At 36.7% G+C, this 17,874-nt stretch carries 18 protein-coding genes and 1 pseudogene; 15 read left to right on the forward strand and 4 right to left on the reverse strand.

Annotated elements, in window-relative coordinates; translation table 11 throughout:
- Positions 1-37: 37 nt before the first annotated feature.
- The 14 genes from BM195_RS09280 (at position 38) to blaI (ending at position 13,617) form a co-directional block, all read left to right on the forward strand.
- Positions 38-832, forward strand: a complete 795-nt coding sequence (locus BM195_RS09280; RefSeq protein ID WP_090236949.1) for an SDR family NAD(P)-dependent oxidoreductase — start codon at positions 38-40, stop codon at positions 830-832.
- 154 nt (positions 833-986) lie between these two features.
- On the forward strand, positions 987-1,880 hold the full coding sequence (locus BM195_RS09285; protein ID WP_090236951.1) for a hypothetical protein: 894 nt from the start codon (positions 987-989) through the stop codon (positions 1,878-1,880).
- A gap of 35 nt (positions 1,881-1,915) precedes the next feature.
- Positions 1,916-2,164, forward strand: a complete 249-nt coding sequence (locus tag BM195_RS09290; RefSeq protein ID WP_090236954.1) for a hypothetical protein — start codon at positions 1,916-1,918, stop codon at positions 2,162-2,164.
- Positions 2,165-2,277: 113 nt separating this feature from the next.
- Entirely contained in the window at positions 2,278-2,784 is a 507-nt protein-coding gene (locus tag BM195_RS09295) for a hypothetical protein (protein ID WP_090236956.1), read from the forward strand.
- Positions 2,785-2,881: 97 nt separating this feature from the next.
- Positions 2,882-3,349 carry a VanZ family protein gene (locus BM195_RS09300; RefSeq protein WP_090236959.1) on the forward strand — a complete coding sequence of 156 codons (468 nt, stop codon included), beginning with the start codon at positions 2,882-2,884 and terminating at the stop codon, positions 3,347-3,349.
- An 816-nt stretch (positions 3,350-4,165) separates the two neighbouring features.
- Positions 4,166-4,555, forward strand: a complete 390-nt coding sequence (locus BM195_RS09310; RefSeq protein ID WP_244535717.1) for a hypothetical protein — start codon at positions 4,166-4,168, stop codon at positions 4,553-4,555.
- 121 nt (positions 4,556-4,676) lie between these two features.
- A complete protein-coding gene (locus BM195_RS09315; RefSeq protein WP_244535718.1) occupies positions 4,677-5,246 on the forward strand; it encodes a hypothetical protein in 570 nt (189 codons plus the stop codon).
- A gap of 232 nt (positions 5,247-5,478) precedes the next feature.
- Positions 5,479-6,006, forward strand: coding sequence for a GNAT family N-acetyltransferase (locus BM195_RS09320; RefSeq protein WP_090236968.1), 528 nt, complete (start codon positions 5,479-5,481; stop codon positions 6,004-6,006).
- A gap of 291 nt (positions 6,007-6,297) precedes the next feature.
- Positions 6,298-6,984, forward strand: coding sequence for a response regulator transcription factor (locus BM195_RS09325; protein ID WP_090236969.1), 687 nt, complete (start codon positions 6,298-6,300; stop codon positions 6,982-6,984).
- A complete protein-coding gene (locus BM195_RS09330) occupies positions 6,981-8,765 on the forward strand; it encodes a HAMP domain-containing sensor histidine kinase (RefSeq protein WP_090236970.1) in 1,785 nt (594 codons plus the stop codon). The genes BM195_RS09325 and BM195_RS09330 overlap by 4 nt, the downstream gene beginning before the upstream one ends.
- Before the next feature lie 200 nt (positions 8,766-8,965).
- Positions 8,966-9,694 carry an N-acetylmuramoyl-L-alanine amidase family protein gene (locus BM195_RS09335; protein ID WP_090236971.1) on the forward strand — a complete coding sequence of 243 codons (729 nt, stop codon included), beginning with the start codon at positions 8,966-8,968 and terminating at the stop codon, positions 9,692-9,694.
- A gap of 195 nt (positions 9,695-9,889) precedes the next feature.
- The gene (locus BM195_RS09340) at positions 9,890-10,741 is read left to right on the forward strand and encodes a polysaccharide deacetylase family protein (protein ID WP_090236972.1); all 852 of its coding nucleotides are present in this window, start codon (positions 9,890-9,892) and stop codon (positions 10,739-10,741) included.
- A gap of 564 nt (positions 10,742-11,305) precedes the next feature.
- A complete protein-coding gene (locus tag BM195_RS09345) occupies positions 11,306-13,075 on the forward strand; it encodes a BlaR1 family beta-lactam sensor/signal transducer (RefSeq protein ID WP_170848209.1) in 1,770 nt (589 codons plus the stop codon).
- Positions 13,076-13,227: 152 nt separating this feature from the next.
- Positions 13,228-13,617: a penicillinase repressor BlaI gene (gene blaI, locus BM195_RS09350; RefSeq protein ID WP_090236973.1), complete on the forward strand. Its 390-nt coding sequence runs from the start codon at positions 13,228-13,230 to the stop codon at positions 13,615-13,617.
- 29 nt (positions 13,618-13,646) lie between these two features.
- On the opposite strand, the gene BM195_RS19145 is transcribed toward blaI, so the two are convergent.
- The 3 genes and pseudogenes from BM195_RS19145 to BM195_RS09355 all read right to left on the reverse strand — a co-directional run.
- On the reverse strand, positions 13,647-13,766 hold the full coding sequence (locus BM195_RS19145) for a CysS/YqeB C-terminal domain-containing protein (RefSeq protein WP_425283905.1): 120 nt from the start codon (positions 13,764-13,766) through the stop codon (positions 13,647-13,649).
- Positions 13,767-13,800: 34 nt separating this feature from the next.
- The gene (locus BM195_RS19150; RefSeq protein ID WP_425283908.1) at positions 13,801-14,232 is read right to left on the reverse strand and encodes a YqeB family protein; all 432 of its coding nucleotides are present in this window, start codon (positions 14,230-14,232) and stop codon (positions 13,801-13,803) included.
- Positions 14,206-14,571: pseudogene (locus tag BM195_RS09355) on the reverse strand (LLM class flavin-dependent oxidoreductase); the annotation flags it as partial. The gene BM195_RS19150 and the pseudogene BM195_RS09355, both read right to left, overlap by 27 nt.
- Positions 14,572-14,607: 36 nt before the next feature.
- On the opposite strand from BM195_RS09355, the gene BM195_RS09360 reads away from it, so the two are divergent.
- The gene (locus tag BM195_RS09360) at positions 14,608-15,009 is read left to right on the forward strand and encodes a hypothetical protein (RefSeq protein WP_090236974.1); all 402 of its coding nucleotides are present in this window, start codon (positions 14,608-14,610) and stop codon (positions 15,007-15,009) included.
- A gap of 402 nt (positions 15,010-15,411) precedes the next feature.
- Here BM195_RS09360 and glmS read toward each other — a convergent pair whose 3' ends face one another.
- Positions 15,412-17,214 carry a glutamine--fructose-6-phosphate transaminase (isomerizing) gene (gene glmS / locus BM195_RS09365; protein WP_090236977.1) on the reverse strand — a complete coding sequence of 601 codons (1,803 nt, stop codon included), beginning with the start codon at positions 17,212-17,214 and terminating at the stop codon, positions 15,412-15,414.
- Positions 17,215-17,874 lie beyond the last annotated feature (660 nt).

Raw genomic sequence — 17,874 nt, forward strand, 5'->3', positions numbered from 1 at the left:
CTTGTTTTTAACTATAAACGAAAAGGAGAAATGTATTATGGACATGGGACTAACCAACAAAACAGCTTTAGTTACAGGCTCAACAAAAGGTATAGGTAAAGCAATTGCTATTGAGCTTGCAAAGGAAGGTGTTAATGTCCTTATTAATGGCCGAAATTATGAAGAGGTAGAGCGAATTGTAAATGAAATTAAATCAGATTTCCCTACAACCTCTCCTCAAAATGCTGCAGCCGATATTGTGGATGTTGAACAACGAAAAATTTTATTCGAAAAGTATCCCAATATTGATATTTTAGTTAACAATATGGGTATTTATGAAATCATGCAATATGAGGACGTTGACGATGAAGTATGGGAAAAATACTTCCGTACCAATGTTCTTGCTGCAAATGGTTTATCTAAATTTTATTTACCTAAAATGTTGAACAATGAGTTTGGCCGGATTATCTTTATTGCGAGTGAAGAAGCAGTGATGCCTTCAGGACAAATGCCTCAGTATTGTATGACAAAATCAATGCTATTATCATTGTCAAAAAGCTTATCTAAATTAACAATAGGAAAAAATGTTACAGTCAATACGATCATGCCAGGACCAACACTCTCTGAAAATGTGCATCAAATCATTGAGGGTATGTACGATAATAAAGATATGACTTTTTCAGAGAAAGAGAAGGAATTTATGACTGCAAACCTACCTCAATCTGAGATACAAAGATTTATTAGACCTACTGAAATAGGAAGGCTAACTACATTTGTCTGTAGCCCTTATGCATCCGCATTTAAAGGGTCCCCAATCCGTATGGATGGTGGGCTGGTACCGACTATCTTTTAACGCTCTTCAAGTATAGAAATGTGAAATAATATCATGCTAAGGCGTTGTCCTTGTTCTAGAATATCAGCAAAAATTAGAAAGAGACTATTCAATCATCAGGCGCACTTCCCGAATAAAAATATACCAGAATCGGACAATTTAAAGGAATAAATTCTTGCAAAAAGGAAGCAATAAGGGTGGTAGAATGAATAAATATCCCAATATACCTAACCTATTTGAAAAGGTTGCTGAGCATCAAAGAAGAATGGAAAAAATCACGCAGAGTCCTCTCGTTGAAATAATGAAAAAGCAAAAAAGATTTAGTGAATCCCTAAGTTCAATCGGTCGTGCAGCTTCAGAATTCCAAAAACAAATGGCCGTAGTTGCTAATCGATGGAAAGAACTATTACAGGAACGGGAATTGACTCTGGAAGAGTTATCGGAGCTTTTATCCGAGTTAAATTATCCGCCAATATCTACTGACATATCTATAGATTCTCTCCAAGATTTGAACAATCAATTAAGGGAATTAGAAAACTTTAATGACCAAGTCAATGTTTTAGATCAATTTATAGTTCGTGTTTTTCATAAAGAGTACATTGATGAGAAATTGGAAACATGGAATGAAATGGATTGTTTGAAAGACAGAATTCACATTATGGAGGAAATAGTTAATGCTCATAAACTAGAATTGTTTTCTTTGTCTACACTTGCAGTGTTTCCTCAAATTGAAGGTGTGCTAGCAGAAACGTTTCCTAAATTAAGGAATGATAAAGGAAATTTCACTGGTGATTATCAAAAGAAAGCATTAGAAGAAGTATTAGATACTGAATCGAATAAATTTGATGGTGTTTGGAATTCTTATTACAAAAAAAATACACTAAAAGGTTTTCTGCATTTAGAACCAATAGATTATTTAAGTAGACATGCTTTGGCTCATGGAGCGGATAAAGACTACGGAACTGTAGTTAATTCTACAAAAAGCTTGATGATATTTGATTACATTGTTACTAAGGTGGAATATTACAGAATTGAAATAGAAGAAAAGGAAGAAACTCTTCCAGAATAGGGCGCGAAAACGGAATAAGATGAGGAGGATATTTAATGAAAAAATATATTGTGTTTTCCATTAGTTTTATAATTTTATTTGCAGTATTCCAAATCCTTTCTGGGTATTTGTTGACTATTTTTTATACTCCAGATATAACAAGTGCTTGGAACCAAGCTGCTAATTTATCTAATAACACTGTTATTAAGGGTGGTTCTTCTTATGCATCATTGCTTATTGCATTTCTTGCAGCAATATTTGCGTATTTCACTCCAAAACTATTTTTAAAAGACAGCATACAATAAAAATTCAGTGGACAGTTACAGCAATGCAATCGCGCGCTAATCAAGAATATGATTTAGCGTCCGTTCCATACTTAAGAATCAGTTAACGGAATAATACAAGGAAGTGATGTACGATGTTCTTTTCACGCTGGACACTATTCCAAGGTTTTATAATTACTTTATTAGTAGTCCTTGCATTTATGGCAGATATATTCAAGAAAGATATCGGAATACCATTTTCCTCAACTAACGCAATAAATACATCGATGTTAATGACGTGTTTATTTTTAGTAGTGACAATTGGTTTACTTAGCTTATTGATGTACTTTCAAACGAAGAAAAGCGGCACGTTCCTAAAGCACCGGTTATGGGATAAAATGTATATTATTATACCCGTAGTATTTGCTATATCCTTGGTTGTCGTTTTTATCTTTTTTCTGGCAGGTCCTCTAAGTGAAGTAACACAAAGCAATCGTTGGATTGTGTATGTATTAATTTACTATATTTTATTTTTAATAAACGCGACTGTTTTAGCAATTATACATAAGGCAAAGCAAAATACTATCTCCAATGAAAATAAAGTCACCTATTCGTTTATTTGGACATCATTAGGTCTTGTAGTCGTTATTTTTATGCTGTGATAGTCTTAAACAAACGGGTGCGTTTTTGGAACAAGCAGGAACGCTTATTTTACCATTTGGAGAAGTTTTGTTTAAGAATGAAGAATGAGGGGAGAAAATGAAAAAGGCAATAAAGGTCATTTTTAGTATTAGTTTTATATTATATTTATTTGTATTGGCAATGTTATTATTCTTAAATAGGGTTGGTGGTACCTGGTCTACGGACCTTTCACTGTTAGAAACTATAAGGTTGAATTCCAATTTCGTTCCATTTAAAACAATAAGTACATATATTCAAGCAATTTTTGATGGTAGTATGAATGCTGATATACCTATAAAAAACCTATTCGGTAATTTATTTATGTTTTTACCAATGGGCATATATTTACCATTTTTCATAAACAAAGCAAATAAATTGCGGATGTTCACTGTTCTAATGATTTTAGTTTTATTATTTATTGAAACAATACAATTAGTTACAAGAAAGGGAAGTTTTGATATTGATGATTTCATCCTTAATATAATTGGTGCGTTAATAGGTTTTGGAATTTGGAGAACAAAAATTGTTCAGAGGATACTTAAGTAATTCTTCAACAATCGGGCGCTTTTCTTGAGAATAATTATGTTTATTATAGAGTCGAAGGTGGGAATTAATATGAGTTTTGTAACATTATTATTAGGAGTAGGTGTGGTATTATTTATATTTTTAATAATCGCTGTTGTTTCATCGAAGAAATGACTTACATAGCTCTGGCAAATCGTCTTGCTTATTATAGAAACGGGCGCCATTCCGGAATAAAACTTGACGACCATATTATAATCAAAGCCTACTCTGTGAAAAAAGGGCGGTGTATAAAATAATTTATGGAATTTAATCTATATCACGTACACATTCTCAGGAATTTGATTAAATTTTGTAAGAAAATAGGTGTTGCCTTAATATCTTCTATTATATTTAGTTTCATATTGCCTTTTGTATCTTATATTCAAGCTCCTGAATCCAATGAACCATTTCTAGGTATAGTAATTATAGGTTTATTTTATACATTGCCTGCATATTTAATATTTGGCATTCCAAGTTCATTCCTTATCAATAAAATAGTTCAAAAACTATCCGTGATTTCAAAATCTAAGCGATACTTATTAAATTTATTCCTCTATGGTATTTTTGGGTTTCTGACAGGATTTATACCAGTAATGCTATCCGGAGAAATGATATTAGATTTTAAGTTTTTTTCTTTAATGGGTGTCATTGCTGCTTTAATTTTTTATCATATATCACTTATACTTGAAAATTCCGATCTTCATTAAACGGGCGCAAATCCGGAATAAAGGACGGCGCCCAGTTTGCCATTTTCAGGCCATTATCTTGAATAATGTATCTTGAAGAGGAGGTAATGTAGTGGAAGTCGATTTTGTCTATATATCTTCAATCATTGTGGCGATTATGTTTGTGTTCCTGGCAATTTTTCAAGTGTTGCTTACACTCGGTTATCCTTTTGGTGAATTTACATTAGGGGGGTATTATAAGATTTTACCTAAAAAATTGCGTATTGTGAGTGCTGTTAGTGCTTTGATTCTCTTATTTATGGGTCTTGTTCTCCTGAAACATTCTAATGTTTTAAATGGTTTAGACTTTTTACCTACAAATATATTAGTATGGATTATTATAATTTCCCTCGGTTTAATGACTTTAGCAAACTTAATATCTCAGAGTAAGAAGGAAAGACATACTATGACACCATTGTCAGGTGTTGCTTTCATATTATGTTTATTTATTGCTTTATCATAGAGAATTTTATTTAATTCTCCTTCAACAATTGGGCGCGAATCTCTAATAAGACTTGCGCCAATTTTGCATCATGGGGCTAGATGTGCAATAAAGGAAAGATCATTCGGTAAAAATGTTGTTGATGGATGCTAAACTAAAGGGGAGTTTAGTTGAAGAAGACATTATTGAGGAAAAACCATTTTTCAGGGAGAGGATTTCATTGAAGAGAAAATCTATGCTATTTATGTTTTTAAGTTTGTTATTTTTTGTTGTTGGATGCACCTCAGATGAAACCGTTGAAAACAAATCAGATCTGCCTGAAGATATTCCTAATTTCGTTCAGGCAAGTGATTTTGAGACGATTGATTGGGAAAGAAAAGCAGTGGCATTTGGTGAAAGTGGGATTATCGGAAATGAAAACAAGTCTGGTGTTATTGGTGTTGATATGCCTAGCTTAAACGGCCAGAAATGGATGTGGCATCTATGGGGTGTAGAAAATGTTGATTTAACTGTTGTCGGATATCATAAAGAAACCGAGACCGTTCATCAAATTCTAAAAAGCGGTTGGACAAAAAGCGTTGCTGGAGCGAATAACGGAGCAGATTCCCATATGCCTTCCAGTGCAAAAGTGCCAAAGAAAGGAAAATGGGCAATGTTGCTTTATACTGAAGAAGAATTATTTGATATTTTGATTTATGAAATAAATGAATAAAGAGGGGTTACTATTAACTGCTTTTTTCACTAATGGGTGGCAAGAGTTGAATATCCCCACCACCGACATAATATATAGCAATCTTCCGTAAACGGCCGCTAATCAGGAATAAGTATTAGCGCCTAAACTGGATATAAGGGCCAGTTAACGGAATAAGTCTTTATCGAAATTTAAAAATTGCACTGGTTTAAAAAGACTGTGAATGAGATAATTTGTTTTGAGGTGACTTTCAATGTTGGGTGCTTTTGAAACAGATAGATTAATTCTACGTGAACGAACTTTTAAGGATTTTGAATGTTGTGTTAAAATGGATTGTGAACCAGAAGTTGTGAATTATATTCCAGAGCTAAAAAAGATTATAAATGGCACATCAGCTAGTGAAAAAAGCCATAGGGAATTTGTTAAGAAAAGGTTTGAGACTGATTATCCAGAAGGTATGGGATACTGGACTATAGTGGCAAAAGAGGAACCTCAACAATTTGTGGGATGGGTGTTGCTAATTCCTCTTGATACGGTTGGGCCAGAAATTGAAATTGGGTGGAGGTTGAGACCAAAATATTGGGGTAAGGGTTATGCTACAGAAGCAGCAAGAGTAATCATACAATATGCCGTTGAAAGCCTTAATTTACAAGAGGTAATTGCTGAAATTCATAAAATGAATACAGGCTCAATAAGAGTTGCTGAAAAAATAGGGATGGAGTACGCAGGAACAGAAGACACTAATGATTATATTAGATATGCTCTTAATCGGAGTTATTAATTGGTTTAAACAATCGGGCGCTAATCAGGAATAAGTATTAGCGCTCAAACCGCATATAAGGGCCATTATCTTTAATAACCGCTTTTATTTAAAGTATGAGCTAACCAAAAATTTCGATTTCGTTCTATTTTAATATTGTTCTGTTGTATGGATAAAAATTAAATGTAGGGTATTGCAATTAATCATCAAGAGGGTTTATCAGGAATGATATCAAGTAACTTCTTTATCTCATCTTTACATCGTTATGATATTCTTTCATAGGCACTAACCTTGGCATTGCGAGGGAGAAAAATGCAAAAAACAATATTAATTGTAGAAGATGAAGACATTTTACGTGAAATCGTTAAAGATTATTTGCTGAATGCAGGATATAACGTTTTAGAAGCTGCAGATGGAAATGAAGCGTTAACTATTTTTGAAGAACATGACGTACATTTAATTATTCTGGATATTATGCTGCCGGAGTTGGATGGGTGGTCTGTTTGCAGGAAAATCCGCAAAACTTCCAATGTGGCGATTATTATGTTGACAGCACGTGCGGATGAAGATGATACACTACTTGGTTTTGAATTAGGTGCTGATGATTATGTCACAAAGCCATACAGCCCGCCAATTCTGCTGGCCAGAGTAAAACGATTAATTGACAGCCGATTTTCTCAGGCGAATCAGCTGCCTGATGAAAATACTTTAATTAGTAATGGTATCCGTGCCCATTTCCCTACACGTACAGTAACATTAGATGGAGAAAATATAAATTTGACATACACAGAGTTTGAAATATTAACATATTTAATGCAAAATCAAGGGATTATTATTACGAGAGAACAACTAATCACTAAAATTTGGGGTTATGAATTTGCTGGTGATGATCGTACAATTAACAGCCATATCCGTAATTTACGACATAAATTAGGTAATAAAGCAAATTGTATTGTCACGGTTATTCGGGCAGGCTACAAATTTGAGGAAAAATCATGAAAAAAGGCATTGTATTAAAATTATTTTTGATGACAATATTATTGTGCATGCTCATTTTAGCAATGATTTATATTGGACAAACTGTATTTTTTAAGCAATATTATGCAACCCAAAAGGTAAATGACATTAAAACGAGTATTGAGTCTTTTAAGAAGGAATACCTGAAGGCCGGGGAAAATGTACAGGCAATTAAAAGGCTGGAGCAGGATTTCTATCAGGAACATTCGACGTGGATTACAACGTTGAATAGTGCAGGAAATATTAAATACACAAATGATTTTTCTGTGAAAATTCATTCAGATGCTTCTCTGAATAAGGACCTCGCTAATCGTGATATTACCATCCCTTTGTACAGTTTTATCGGTTTAGAAGACTTAGAAAGGGTGAAGTTTAATTTAGAACAGGGAAAGCGTATTATGATTGATGGGGTAATGAAAGATGATACAGTAGTTCCTGCCATTTTAACCAGACGGAACAGGAATTTTTTATTAGAGAATAAGCTGCTTTCGGGAGAGTTATATGGAAACAGAACTGAAACAAAACCTTTACCAGCAGGAGGCTTGCAGATATATTTAACGGGAAAAATTAAGAAATTACAATTACCTGCAGGGTCCGTACGTTCAACTATTTACACAAATCGTGTGTTTATCGAACAAATCAAACAATTTCAGGCAAATCTGCTATTTAATGATAATTATAATGGCCATGCGAAAACAATCAACTATGAGCAAAATGATGTTAAGTACAAAATATTAATCAGACCGATAAAAGATGTGAATGGTGAAACTTCTTACATTTTTGCTATGACATCATTACAGCCAATTGATGAAGCTCTACAAATGCTGGAAGATTATTATGTTTACTTAATTATATTTGTACTGCTCCTGATTATTCTGGCATCCTTTTATTATTCGAAAAAAATCGCCAAACCATTGCTGCAAATAAACGATACGACAAGCAAGATTGCCAACTTGGACTTTTCCGAGACAATACCTGTCAGGTCAAAAGATGAAATCGGTGCGTTATCACACAATATTAATAGCCTCTCTACCACGCTGCATTCGCATATTAATCAATTGCAGGAGGATATCGAGAAGGAAAAACAACTGGAACATACACGTAAAGAATTTATTTCCGGTGTGTCACATGAATTAAAGACACCTTTAAGTATATTGAAGAGCTGTATCTCCATTTTAGAAGATGGTGTCGCTAAGGATAAAAAAGATTATTATTTTAACGCAATGGCAAAAGAAGTCGATAGAATGGATATGCTCATTGTCGATATGCTTGAATTAGCAAAATTCGAATCCGGCACGTACAAAATGGAAATGGATGTCTTCTATATTGATCAGGTCATCGAGCATATTTGCGAACAATTAGCTTTAGACATCGCTGACAAGCAATTACATGTGCATAAACACCTATCCGGGACAAAGGTCGTTGCAAATCAGCATCGGATTGAACAAGTGATTACGAACTTTATTACCAATGCGATTCGTTACACACCGAAAAATAAAAACATTAGGATTTCCACGATAGAAGAGCAGGATCGTGTAAAAGTAAGTGTGGAAAATAACGGGACTCATATTGCAGAGGAACATTTAGAGAAAATATGGGATCGTTTTTATCGCAGAGATACGTCTCGCGGACGTTCGGAAGGAAGTACGGGCTTAGGGCTTGCTATTTCAAAAAATATTTTAGAACTTCATGGTATGGCGTATGGTGTAACGAATACGGAATATGGCGTGCTGTTTTACTTCTATTTGAATAAAAAAGAGTAGATATTTTTATTAAGAATGTAAGCCATCCGTTCAATGGGTTTGAACGGATGGCTTTTTTGTGCGGAATGTCCGCAAAGCCGATTTTATCCAGTCGCGAAATTTTTATACGGTATTGACCTTATCTGCACTTAATCTTTACATCTGTCTATTAATCTTTAAAACGTACAAAGACGCTTTGAAAAAGAAAGGATAGATGAAAGATGGTATTTCAACGGAAAAATTGGAGAAATCACAGGACACGGAATATGTTGGTTGTGACATTGCTCATATTTCCAATCCTGATTTTATCGGCTTGCTCCGGCAATTCCAACAATAATGCTAAGGACAGCAGTAATAACAGTAAAAACAAAAACACAGCTTTTAAGGTGGTAATCGATCCGGGACATGGCGGTGAAGATAACGGGGCAACAGGCGCCAGCGGCCAATATGAAAAGAGTTTTACGTTAAGTTTGTCAAAAAAAGTGAAAAAGCTGTTGGAGCAGGAATCGGAAATGGAAGTTTTCATGACGAGAACAGATGACAGCTTTATTTCGCAGGAAAGCCGCTACAGACCAAAATATGCCAATAAACTGAATGCGGATGTATTTGTATCTATTCACGGCAACACGTTTTCCAATCCGAGTGTTTCAGGCACCGAAACATTTTACTACCACAATAATTCCCGCCAGTTTGCTCAGATTTTACAGAAACATGTGGTTGAATCTACCGGATTCAGGGATAGAGGAATCAAGAAGAAAGATCTGTTCGTCGTAAGGGATACGGAAATGCCGGCAGCTTTGATTGAAGTAGGTTACCTGACGAATCCCGCGGACGAGTCCGAAATGCGTACGGACGATCTTCAATCACGTGTCGCAGCTTCAATTGTTGAAGGCATTAAAGAGTACAAAGAACAGTCGGATGAACAAGGCTTTTTAAATGGGGTGTTTTAAGGTCAGGACTAAAAATCAATACAGCAATATATAGCGCAGCATGCCATCCAATTTTCTGACGTTATAAGTCACTAAATTGGATGGCTTTTTACATTTCATCCAATCTTTAGCTCAAATCCATTTCATCTTCATTTTGTCTTTATCTCACTTTATTAATCTATCTACAAGATTAAAAAATGGAATAGAGGTCTTTACATGAAAAAGCTTATACTATTTATTTTCCTTGGCTGTTTGGTTGTTTTTTATGCCTGTAGTAAAGATTTAGAACCTAATGACAAAACAGCTGAGTTATATTTGGAATATAAAGATTCACCAGGCGCTGAGTTTCATCCGGAATATAAAGATTTACCAGATTCCCGAAAAACAAAATCAGATAAGTCAGAGGCGAATAATGGATCCGTTTCTCCAAATGCAGAAAAGACTGTTTATTTAACCTTTGATGACGGTCCTACTTCAGCAACAACAGATATTTTAGATACTTTACACCAATTCAATGCTAAAGCAACATTTTTCATGCTGGAACCTTCTATGAGGGAATCACCAGAAGTTGTAGACAAAATCGTAGAGCAGGGTCATGCTGTGGGTTTACATGGTGTGACCCACGACATAAACCACTTTTACAAATCTGAACAATCTGCTCTTAAAGAAATAACTACGGCACAGGAGACACTTCAACAAATTACAGGAGTCAGGTCCAATCTGATTCGGACACCTTATGGCAGTGTTCCGTATTTAACTAAATCATATCGGGAGGTTTTAGACAGCAATGGTTTTAAATTGTGGGATTGGAATGTTGACAGCAGGGATTGGTCCTTATCCAGTGACCAATATTTAGATACGGTCATTGGACAAATAGAAGAATTAGTAAATGCAGGAGTGATACCAATTATTCTTATGCATGATAAACAAAATACAGCTGATCATTTGTCTATTCTATTAACCTATCTATCAGAACATGGATTTCAAACAAAAAAAATTGAAGAAAATATACAACCATATAACTTCAATTGTTATCAACGTTGTTATCGACTATCCACACAGGAATAAGAAAAGCAAGATTTGGAGAACAGGCAATACAAAATAAGCATACGGAGAAAATGGATGTTTTCTCTGTATGTTGAAGTTGCCTAAAATCACTTGTAGTTTCGTAGATTCGCTTGTTATACGGGATCGTGTCCCAACCAGCCTCAAACATGTTTCTACAAGTAGGGGGGAACAGTATTACGGACGAGATCGTTGTCCTACGGGCGCGAACGTTCTACCTCGGCTACATCAATCATAGAATCTATGAAAAATAGGTCAACCAGAATAACTGGCTGATCTCGTAATACGAAGGGTGCGATTGTATAAAAATTAGCCTAATTTCTCGTTAGGCTTTATATATTATGCTACAATGCAAAATAGTACCCAAAAAAAGTGCAAAATAGCGCTGAAAGTGACAAAGTAGAGATTCCATAATTATGTTGAAATGCATTATTTATTTCTAATATTTATCATAAGTAATGTGATGAGCTGTTAAGGTGAAGTGCTGCTATTTTTGTGTTAGGTTTGATAAGGCATATTGAATCTTTGAAACAAAATGTGAACGATTTGGGAATGGAGACGAATGCTATGTTTGTTACTCACTTTGTCGTCAGTTTTACCGTATCGTCTTTTACGGTTGGCATGATTATGCTATTTCGGAAATTGTTCAAAAAACAATTATCAGCGAAATGGCAATATAATCTCTGGTTTTTATGGCTGATGGCATTGACGCTTCCTTTGATACCCAATCATTTGTTTGATTTTGGTCATCACTTTTCGTGGGATCGTCATCAACATAATGCATCAGGTCATTCAATTGCTCCTGAGGGGAACCAAACATTAAATGACACCAACTGGATGCAAGACTTTGCGATATCGGTTAATCGCTTCGACATGACCTTCCTGAATGAAATGTTAGCCTTTATATGGATAACAGGGATGTTCATCATGATTGGTCTGACCGTACGCAGCTGGTTAAATCTTAAACGCATTAAAAGCACCACATCCAGCTTAAAAAATAAAGAAGTCACAGCCCTATTTGAACAGTGCAAGCGAGATTTAAATATATCGAGACATTTGATTGTTGGGGAGTCACCGCTTGTTAAGTCCCCTTTGACGTTTGGCCTTTTTAAGACCTTCGTTGTACTTCCGAATCATTTTGAAAAATGGTTGTCTATGGACGATATCAAACACATCTTCCTGCATGAATTGAACCATTATAAATATAAAGATATGGCAACGAATTACATGATCATCTTTTTTCAAATTTTATACTGGTTTAATCCTTTCGTCTGGATTGCGTTCAGGGAAATGAGACTGGATCGTGAAATTGCCTGTGATATTGGTGTCTTAAATACTTTGGATAAGCAGGACCATGTCAAATATGGCAATACGATCATTGATTTTGTTGACAGATTCTCACGGCCAAGATATTTCACGTTCGTCAATCAGCTCAATGGTTCCAAGAAACAAATCAAAAAACGTATTGAACATATCGCATCATTTACGACTGAATCAAAACGTCTAAAACTGAAAAGCATCATCATCTTTCTGATTTTGGCGGTACTTATTGCAAGTCAACTCCCAATCGTTTCGGTACTGGCATATGAGGATAATCGTCATGACTTTGCAGGGGAACAAACGGTGTATGAGGATCTAAGCACGTATTTTGCCGGATTTGAAGGGAGCTTTGTATTATATAATTTGCAAGCTGATCAATATCATATCTATAATGAAAATAAAAGCACATTAAGGGTTTCGCCGAATTCCACTTACAAGATCTATAGCGCGTTATTTGCATTGGAGTCCAATGTAATAACAAGAGAAAGTTCAACCATTAAATGGAATGGTGAGCAGTATCCTTATGACGCTTGGAATAGGGATCAAAATTTAGCTTCCGCCATGGAAAATTCCGTGAACTGGTATTTTCAGGAGTTGGATACGAGCGTCCATCAGGATACCATCCAATCCTATCTAAAACAGATAGGCTATGGTAATTACGACCTTTCCGGTGGAATAACCCAATATTGGCTCGAATCTTCGTTAAAGATTTCTCCAATAGAACAAGTACAATTACTCAAAGCTTTTTATACAAACAACTTTGGATTTGAGAATGAGAATATTCAAACCGTTAAAGAGACCATACAATTAGAGGAAAAGGACGGCGCCACGCTATCAGGGAAAACAGGCACAGGGAATATCAACGATAAAAATATTCGCGGCTGGTTTATTGGATATGTCGAGACCAGAAAGAATACCTATTTCTTTGCGACGAATATACAAAATAGGAATAATGCCACTGGAAGCGGAGCAGCGGAGATAACACAATCCATCTTACAGGATAAAGGCATATATTAAAGATTTAATAAAATAAAAGAAATGCCTTTTTCTGTACCTATTCAATATAAGAAGGAAAACGTTGCTTGCAGTCGAGCTGAAAAAAGCTGACATACTTAAAATATATCAATGCTGTACTAGTTATAATCATAAAAAGTAGGAGGAGGATTCGTGTGTCAGATAAAGTACCGAGCATATCGGAAGCCGAATGGGAAGTCATGAAAGTACTTTGGAAAAAGGCACCGCAAACAGCCAACGAGGTCATTTCCTCCTTGCAGGAGCAAACGGACTGGAAGCCGAAAACAGTACGCACACTTTTGGATCGACTCGCCCAGAAAAAGGTTATTGATGTAAATAAGGATCAGAAAGTCTATACTTTTTTTCCGCTTTATTCCCAGAAGGATTGTCAGCACGCCGAGACACAATCCTTTATTAAGCGAATTTATGACGGAACATTAAAGTCGATGCTCGTTCAGTTCATCCAGGAGGATTCTTTATCAGAGGAAGATATTAAAGAACTACGCTCCATTTTGGATAAAAAGTCTAAAAAAGCGAATAAATAAAGTAAGCGAGCCTTCAAAGTGTTCGGCTATTATTTTTTTACTTTGCGAAAATACTGATGATAACCTTGATCGCGTATAACTATTCCAAGCTCACTTAAATCTTTTCTCAAATGTTCGGCCTCCTTTTTTTCTCCTTCTCTCAGTGCCACCCTCCGAGAATATAGAAGGGAATTGATCTCTTTACTAAGGCTTATGTTCTAAATTCCACTTTTGATATTCGTGGATAAAAGAGTCTTTATCACGCCAAGGATAATGATGATAGAGGAAAGCGTCCTGCGCTGTATCCGAATTTCTGTCGAATGTTCCACGATATAACTCTTCGCCCGCCAGCCCTAGAATAACAAGTGTTTTATCTTCTATATAAACAGATGAAATATCTTGTTTATCAATGACTATGTTTGTATTGTCTCCTTTGATTAGACTCATGTTAGAATCGGTTATGACGACTTTTAGATTTTCGCTAAAAATAATAGCTGTTAGTATTAATCCGATTATGATACCAACAAACGTTGCTGCGATTGATCCCCAAAAATTTAATGAAGCAATGAACACAATCAATTTTTCCAATGGTACAATTGGCAATTTTAATATTATTTCCGTGCCGATGAGCTCAATGTTTTTCATGACTTTATCAAAGGGCACGCCACCAAAATCGATTTGGGCGATATAGCGCTGATGGCCAAAAAGTTCATGCTGATAGAGGATTTTTTCAATGATTTCTTGAGGGCTCCCGATATTCAAAACATTATGCGGATCTGGCCCCTGGGCAAAGAGTTGCTTTGAAAAACCTTGTCCGTTCGTCCGTTTCATTCCTATATTGACGTGAGGGTACATATCTCTTAAAGCCTGTTGTGATGTTTCAGCTGCATAGAAAAGACCGGAAGTGGCAACGGGCAGTTCTGATGTATCAAAGCCACTCTGTTGTGCAGCCTCACGATACGCATCAATCGAGCGACATTTTATTATCACTTCATGGATAAATATGACTTAATGGAAAAAGTGTTAATAGAAGATTTGATGCTCAATGTAAACAATGAAAGCGCTGAGCATGATGAACTTAACCAAGAGACAATTGTAAGTATTTTCTTATCTGTCACGAACTTTCAAAAATCCTTGTCAACGAAATACCGAAGAAGCTTCGAGGCTTTTAGAACAACCATTGAAGCCATTATACTGAAAGAACTCCAAAATATTTTTTATCAATTGTTGTTAAAGCGACAGTCACCAGTTAGTGACCACTCTCAAAGAATTGTAGCTGTCATGTTAAGCTGGGGGATTTACGGGGCTTCCGTGGATTGGCAAGACAATAGTACGATACCGCCAGAAGAATATATAACATTAGCTCTACCTTATATTACTCATGGGATAAAATTCCTTGATTCAGATAAGTGATGATCCGTAAACCAGTATCTGGTTAATCTAATTGATCGGCTAACCAACAACCTCTGTCGTATTGTTAAGAATCTCCGCAGATAAGGTAATGGTGTTTGTTCAACCGTTAAATAATGAAGACGTTGGAAGGTCAGTATAATATTAATTACAATTTAAAACACATAAGAAGAATCCTAAAAAAGTACAACATTATTTGACCTATTAGAAAAGACGGAAAGAGAGTACTTCGCAGGGAAAAGACTAATTTTGGGTGACATGATGGCAGGTACAATTTATCCTTGTTTAAAACCATGCTAATTTATCAGAATAAAAAACAACCCCTTACGAATATTTATCGCAAGGGATTGTTTTAATCGAACTTTATTTCAAAGCCACTAAAATTAATTTCTATTAAATACTCTCCTACTCCACTGTCACACTCTTTGCCAGATTTCTTGGCTTATCAACGTCACAGTCACGGTGCAGTGCTGCATAGTAAGCAAGCAGTTGCATGGGTACGACACTAACAAGCGGTGTCAGCAGTTCATGCACATGCCGGACGACAAATGCGTCAGTATCCTGCTCGAGACCTTTCATGCTGAAGACCATATCATTTGCACCACGGGCAACGACTTCCTGTACGTTACTGCGAATTGCATAGTTAACATTTTCCTGTGTTGCCAGTGCAATCACTGGGGTTCCATCTTCAATCAACGCAATCGTTCCATGCTTCAATTCACCGCCAGCAAAGCCTTCTGCCTGAATATAGGAGATTTCTTTCAATTTCAGTGCGCCTTCAAGGCAGACAAAGTAATCTGTTCCCCGGCCGATGAAAAAGGCGTTGCGGGTTGTTCCAAGGTTTTCCCTGACAAGCGTCTCAATTGCTTCTTTCTGATCTGTCAGGACTTCCATGGCATTCGCGACAATGGCAAGTTCCTGCATTGGATCAAAGTCCAATTCCAAATCTTTCGCCTGTGCTGTATCAACGGCTAATATTGCCAGAACCGCGATTTGCGCTGTATAGGCTTTTGTTGAGGCAACGGCAATTTCCGGTCCTGCATGCAGATGCAGTGTATAATCTGCTTCACGAGAAAGGGTGGATCCCGGCACATTCGTCATCGTTAGTGCTGGATGTCCCATTTCTTTAATTTTGACTAAAACGGAACGGCTGTCCGCTGTTTCGCCGCTTTGTGATATGAACACAAATAACGGTTTCTCCGACAACAGTGGCATATTATAGGAAAATTCACTTGCCACATGGACTTCAACCGGTATTCCGGCCATTTTCTCCAGGAACTGTTTGCCGACAAGGCCTGCATGGTAGCTGGTTCCTGCCGCAATAATATAGATGCGGTCACACGCTTTCATCGCGCCACGTATATCCTGATCGAGTTTTAGCTGATCATGTTCATCCTGATACTCCTGGATGATTCGACGCATCACAAATGGCTGTTCATCGATTTCTTTCAGCATGAAGTGCGAATAAGTTCCTTTTTCCGTATCGCTGACATCGATTTGTGCTGTGAATGGTCTGCGGTTCACGACAGCTCCATTCAATTTCTGAACTTCGACAAAATGGCGGTTGACCAGCACAACTTCCTGATCATAGATTTCCAGATATTGATCTGTCTCTTTTAGCGTTGCCATGGCATCACTGGCAACGACATTAAATCCGTCACCCAAGCCGACGAGCAGCGGACTTTTATTTTTGGCAACATAAATCGTGTCCTGATCTTCCTTATCGATTAAACCGATCGCATAGGAACCTTTCAAGAGGCTTACCGTCTGACGGAACGCTTCGGCTGTATCCTGATATTGTTCATAGTTTTTCTCAACTAGCTGAACAATGACTTCCGTATCCGTTTCACTGCCAAAAGCCACTCCATTGAGATAATCTCTTTTCAATTCCTGATAATTTTCAATGACCCCATTATGAACAAGCACAAATCTACCCGTAGCACTTTGATGCGGGTGTGCATTTTCCGCACTTGGCTCACCATGTGTTGCCCAGCGTGTATGCCCAATTCCCATGGTTGACAATGCTGTATCGTTAACACGCTTGCGCAATGCGGCAATCCGTCCTTTTACTTTATACAAATCGATGTCTTCATCATTCAATACTGCAATGCCTGCCGAATCATAACCACGGTACTCCAGTTTTTCCAGTCCGTTCAATAAGATTTCCTTCGTATCATGCTGTCCGATATAGCCTACAATTCCACACATCGTTGTTTCCTCCTTGAAATCAAGGGACAACAAACGACCGTATTGCAGAAAAACGCAGGCAAAGCTCTCGTTTTTCCAGGAGCCAGAAGTCGGACGTCAGATTTGAAACAACCGACGATTTAGCGGATTGCATGGTTCACCATTCATACAGAATTTATGTTTTCATACACTTAGACTTCCGACCTCTTAACTCTGTTATGGGGCGTCTTGTTGCCCCTTTCTCGTGATTGTTAATCGCATCTTTTACTTTATCCTTTGTGCAGTAAGTCGCCTCACTGTTTTCGGAAAAAGCATCACGACTGAGATGTGCAGCCGAGAGGTACCCGCCGATCAAGTTCGATAACCTCCACCTCGTCAACTATTTTCATTACCGGTCAAAAATAGTCCAGGCGCTTTTCTTTATGATAAAGTCATCTATCCACCTTTCTATATTTGAATCAAACCACCCTTGTTGAAAACAAACTTTGTAACAGGGCTTTCTACATTTTACCTGAGACAAGACACATCGGTCAATCACTTTTTTGAAGGAGTGGTGTTATTATGTGTATGCTGCCATAATAATTTTCGTTCATTTTACAGACAACTTGTGTATGATTTTGTTTATCAACATCACGGCTAGAACCTGTTTGACCAGGGCACTTATCAGGGGGCTCTCCATTT

The sequence above is a fragment of the Lentibacillus halodurans genome, from assembly GCF_900112045.1.
Classification (GTDB): Bacteria; Bacillota; Bacilli; order Bacillales; family Amphibacillaceae; genus Lentibacillus; species Lentibacillus halodurans.

What these genes read in the sequence shown, in the direction of transcription:
- BM195_RS09330 (WP_090236970.1), top strand. Translation starts at nt 6,981, where the DNA reads ATGAAAAAAGGCATTGTATTAAAATTATTTTTGATGACAATATTATTG.
- BM195_RS09335 (WP_090236971.1), top strand. Translation starts at nt 8,966, where the DNA reads ATGGTATTTCAACGGAAAAATTGGAGAAATCACAGGACACGGAATATG.
- glmS (WP_090236977.1), bottom strand. Translation starts at nt 17,214, where the DNA reads ATGTGTGGAATTGTAGGCTATATCGGACAGCATGATACGAAGGAAATC.
- BM195_RS09345 (WP_170848209.1), top strand. Translation starts at nt 11,306, where the DNA reads ATGTTTGTTACTCACTTTGTCGTCAGTTTTACCGTATCGTCTTTTACG.
- BM195_RS09300 (WP_090236959.1), top strand. Translation starts at nt 2,882, where the DNA reads ATGAAAAAGGCAATAAAGGTCATTTTTAGTATTAGTTTTATATTATAT.
- BM195_RS09320 (WP_090236968.1), top strand. Translation starts at nt 5,479, where the DNA reads ATGTTGGGTGCTTTTGAAACAGATAGATTAATTCTACGTGAACGAACT.
- BM195_RS09290 (WP_090236954.1), top strand. Translation starts at nt 1,916, where the DNA reads ATGAAAAAATATATTGTGTTTTCCATTAGTTTTATAATTTTATTTGCA.
- BM195_RS09295 (WP_090236956.1), top strand. Translation starts at nt 2,278, where the DNA reads ATGTTCTTTTCACGCTGGACACTATTCCAAGGTTTTATAATTACTTTA.
- BM195_RS09280 (WP_090236949.1), top strand. Translation starts at nt 38, where the DNA reads ATGGACATGGGACTAACCAACAAAACAGCTTTAGTTACAGGCTCAACA.
- BM195_RS09360 (WP_090236974.1), top strand. Translation starts at nt 14,608, where the DNA reads ATGGAAAAAGTGTTAATAGAAGATTTGATGCTCAATGTAAACAATGAA.
- BM195_RS09325 (WP_090236969.1), top strand. Translation starts at nt 6,298, where the DNA reads ATGCAAAAAACAATATTAATTGTAGAAGATGAAGACATTTTACGTGAA.
- BM195_RS09315 (WP_244535718.1), top strand. Translation starts at nt 4,677, where the DNA reads ATGGATGCTAAACTAAAGGGGAGTTTAGTTGAAGAAGACATTATTGAG.
- BM195_RS09340 (WP_090236972.1), top strand. Translation starts at nt 9,890, where the DNA reads ATGAAAAAGCTTATACTATTTATTTTCCTTGGCTGTTTGGTTGTTTTT.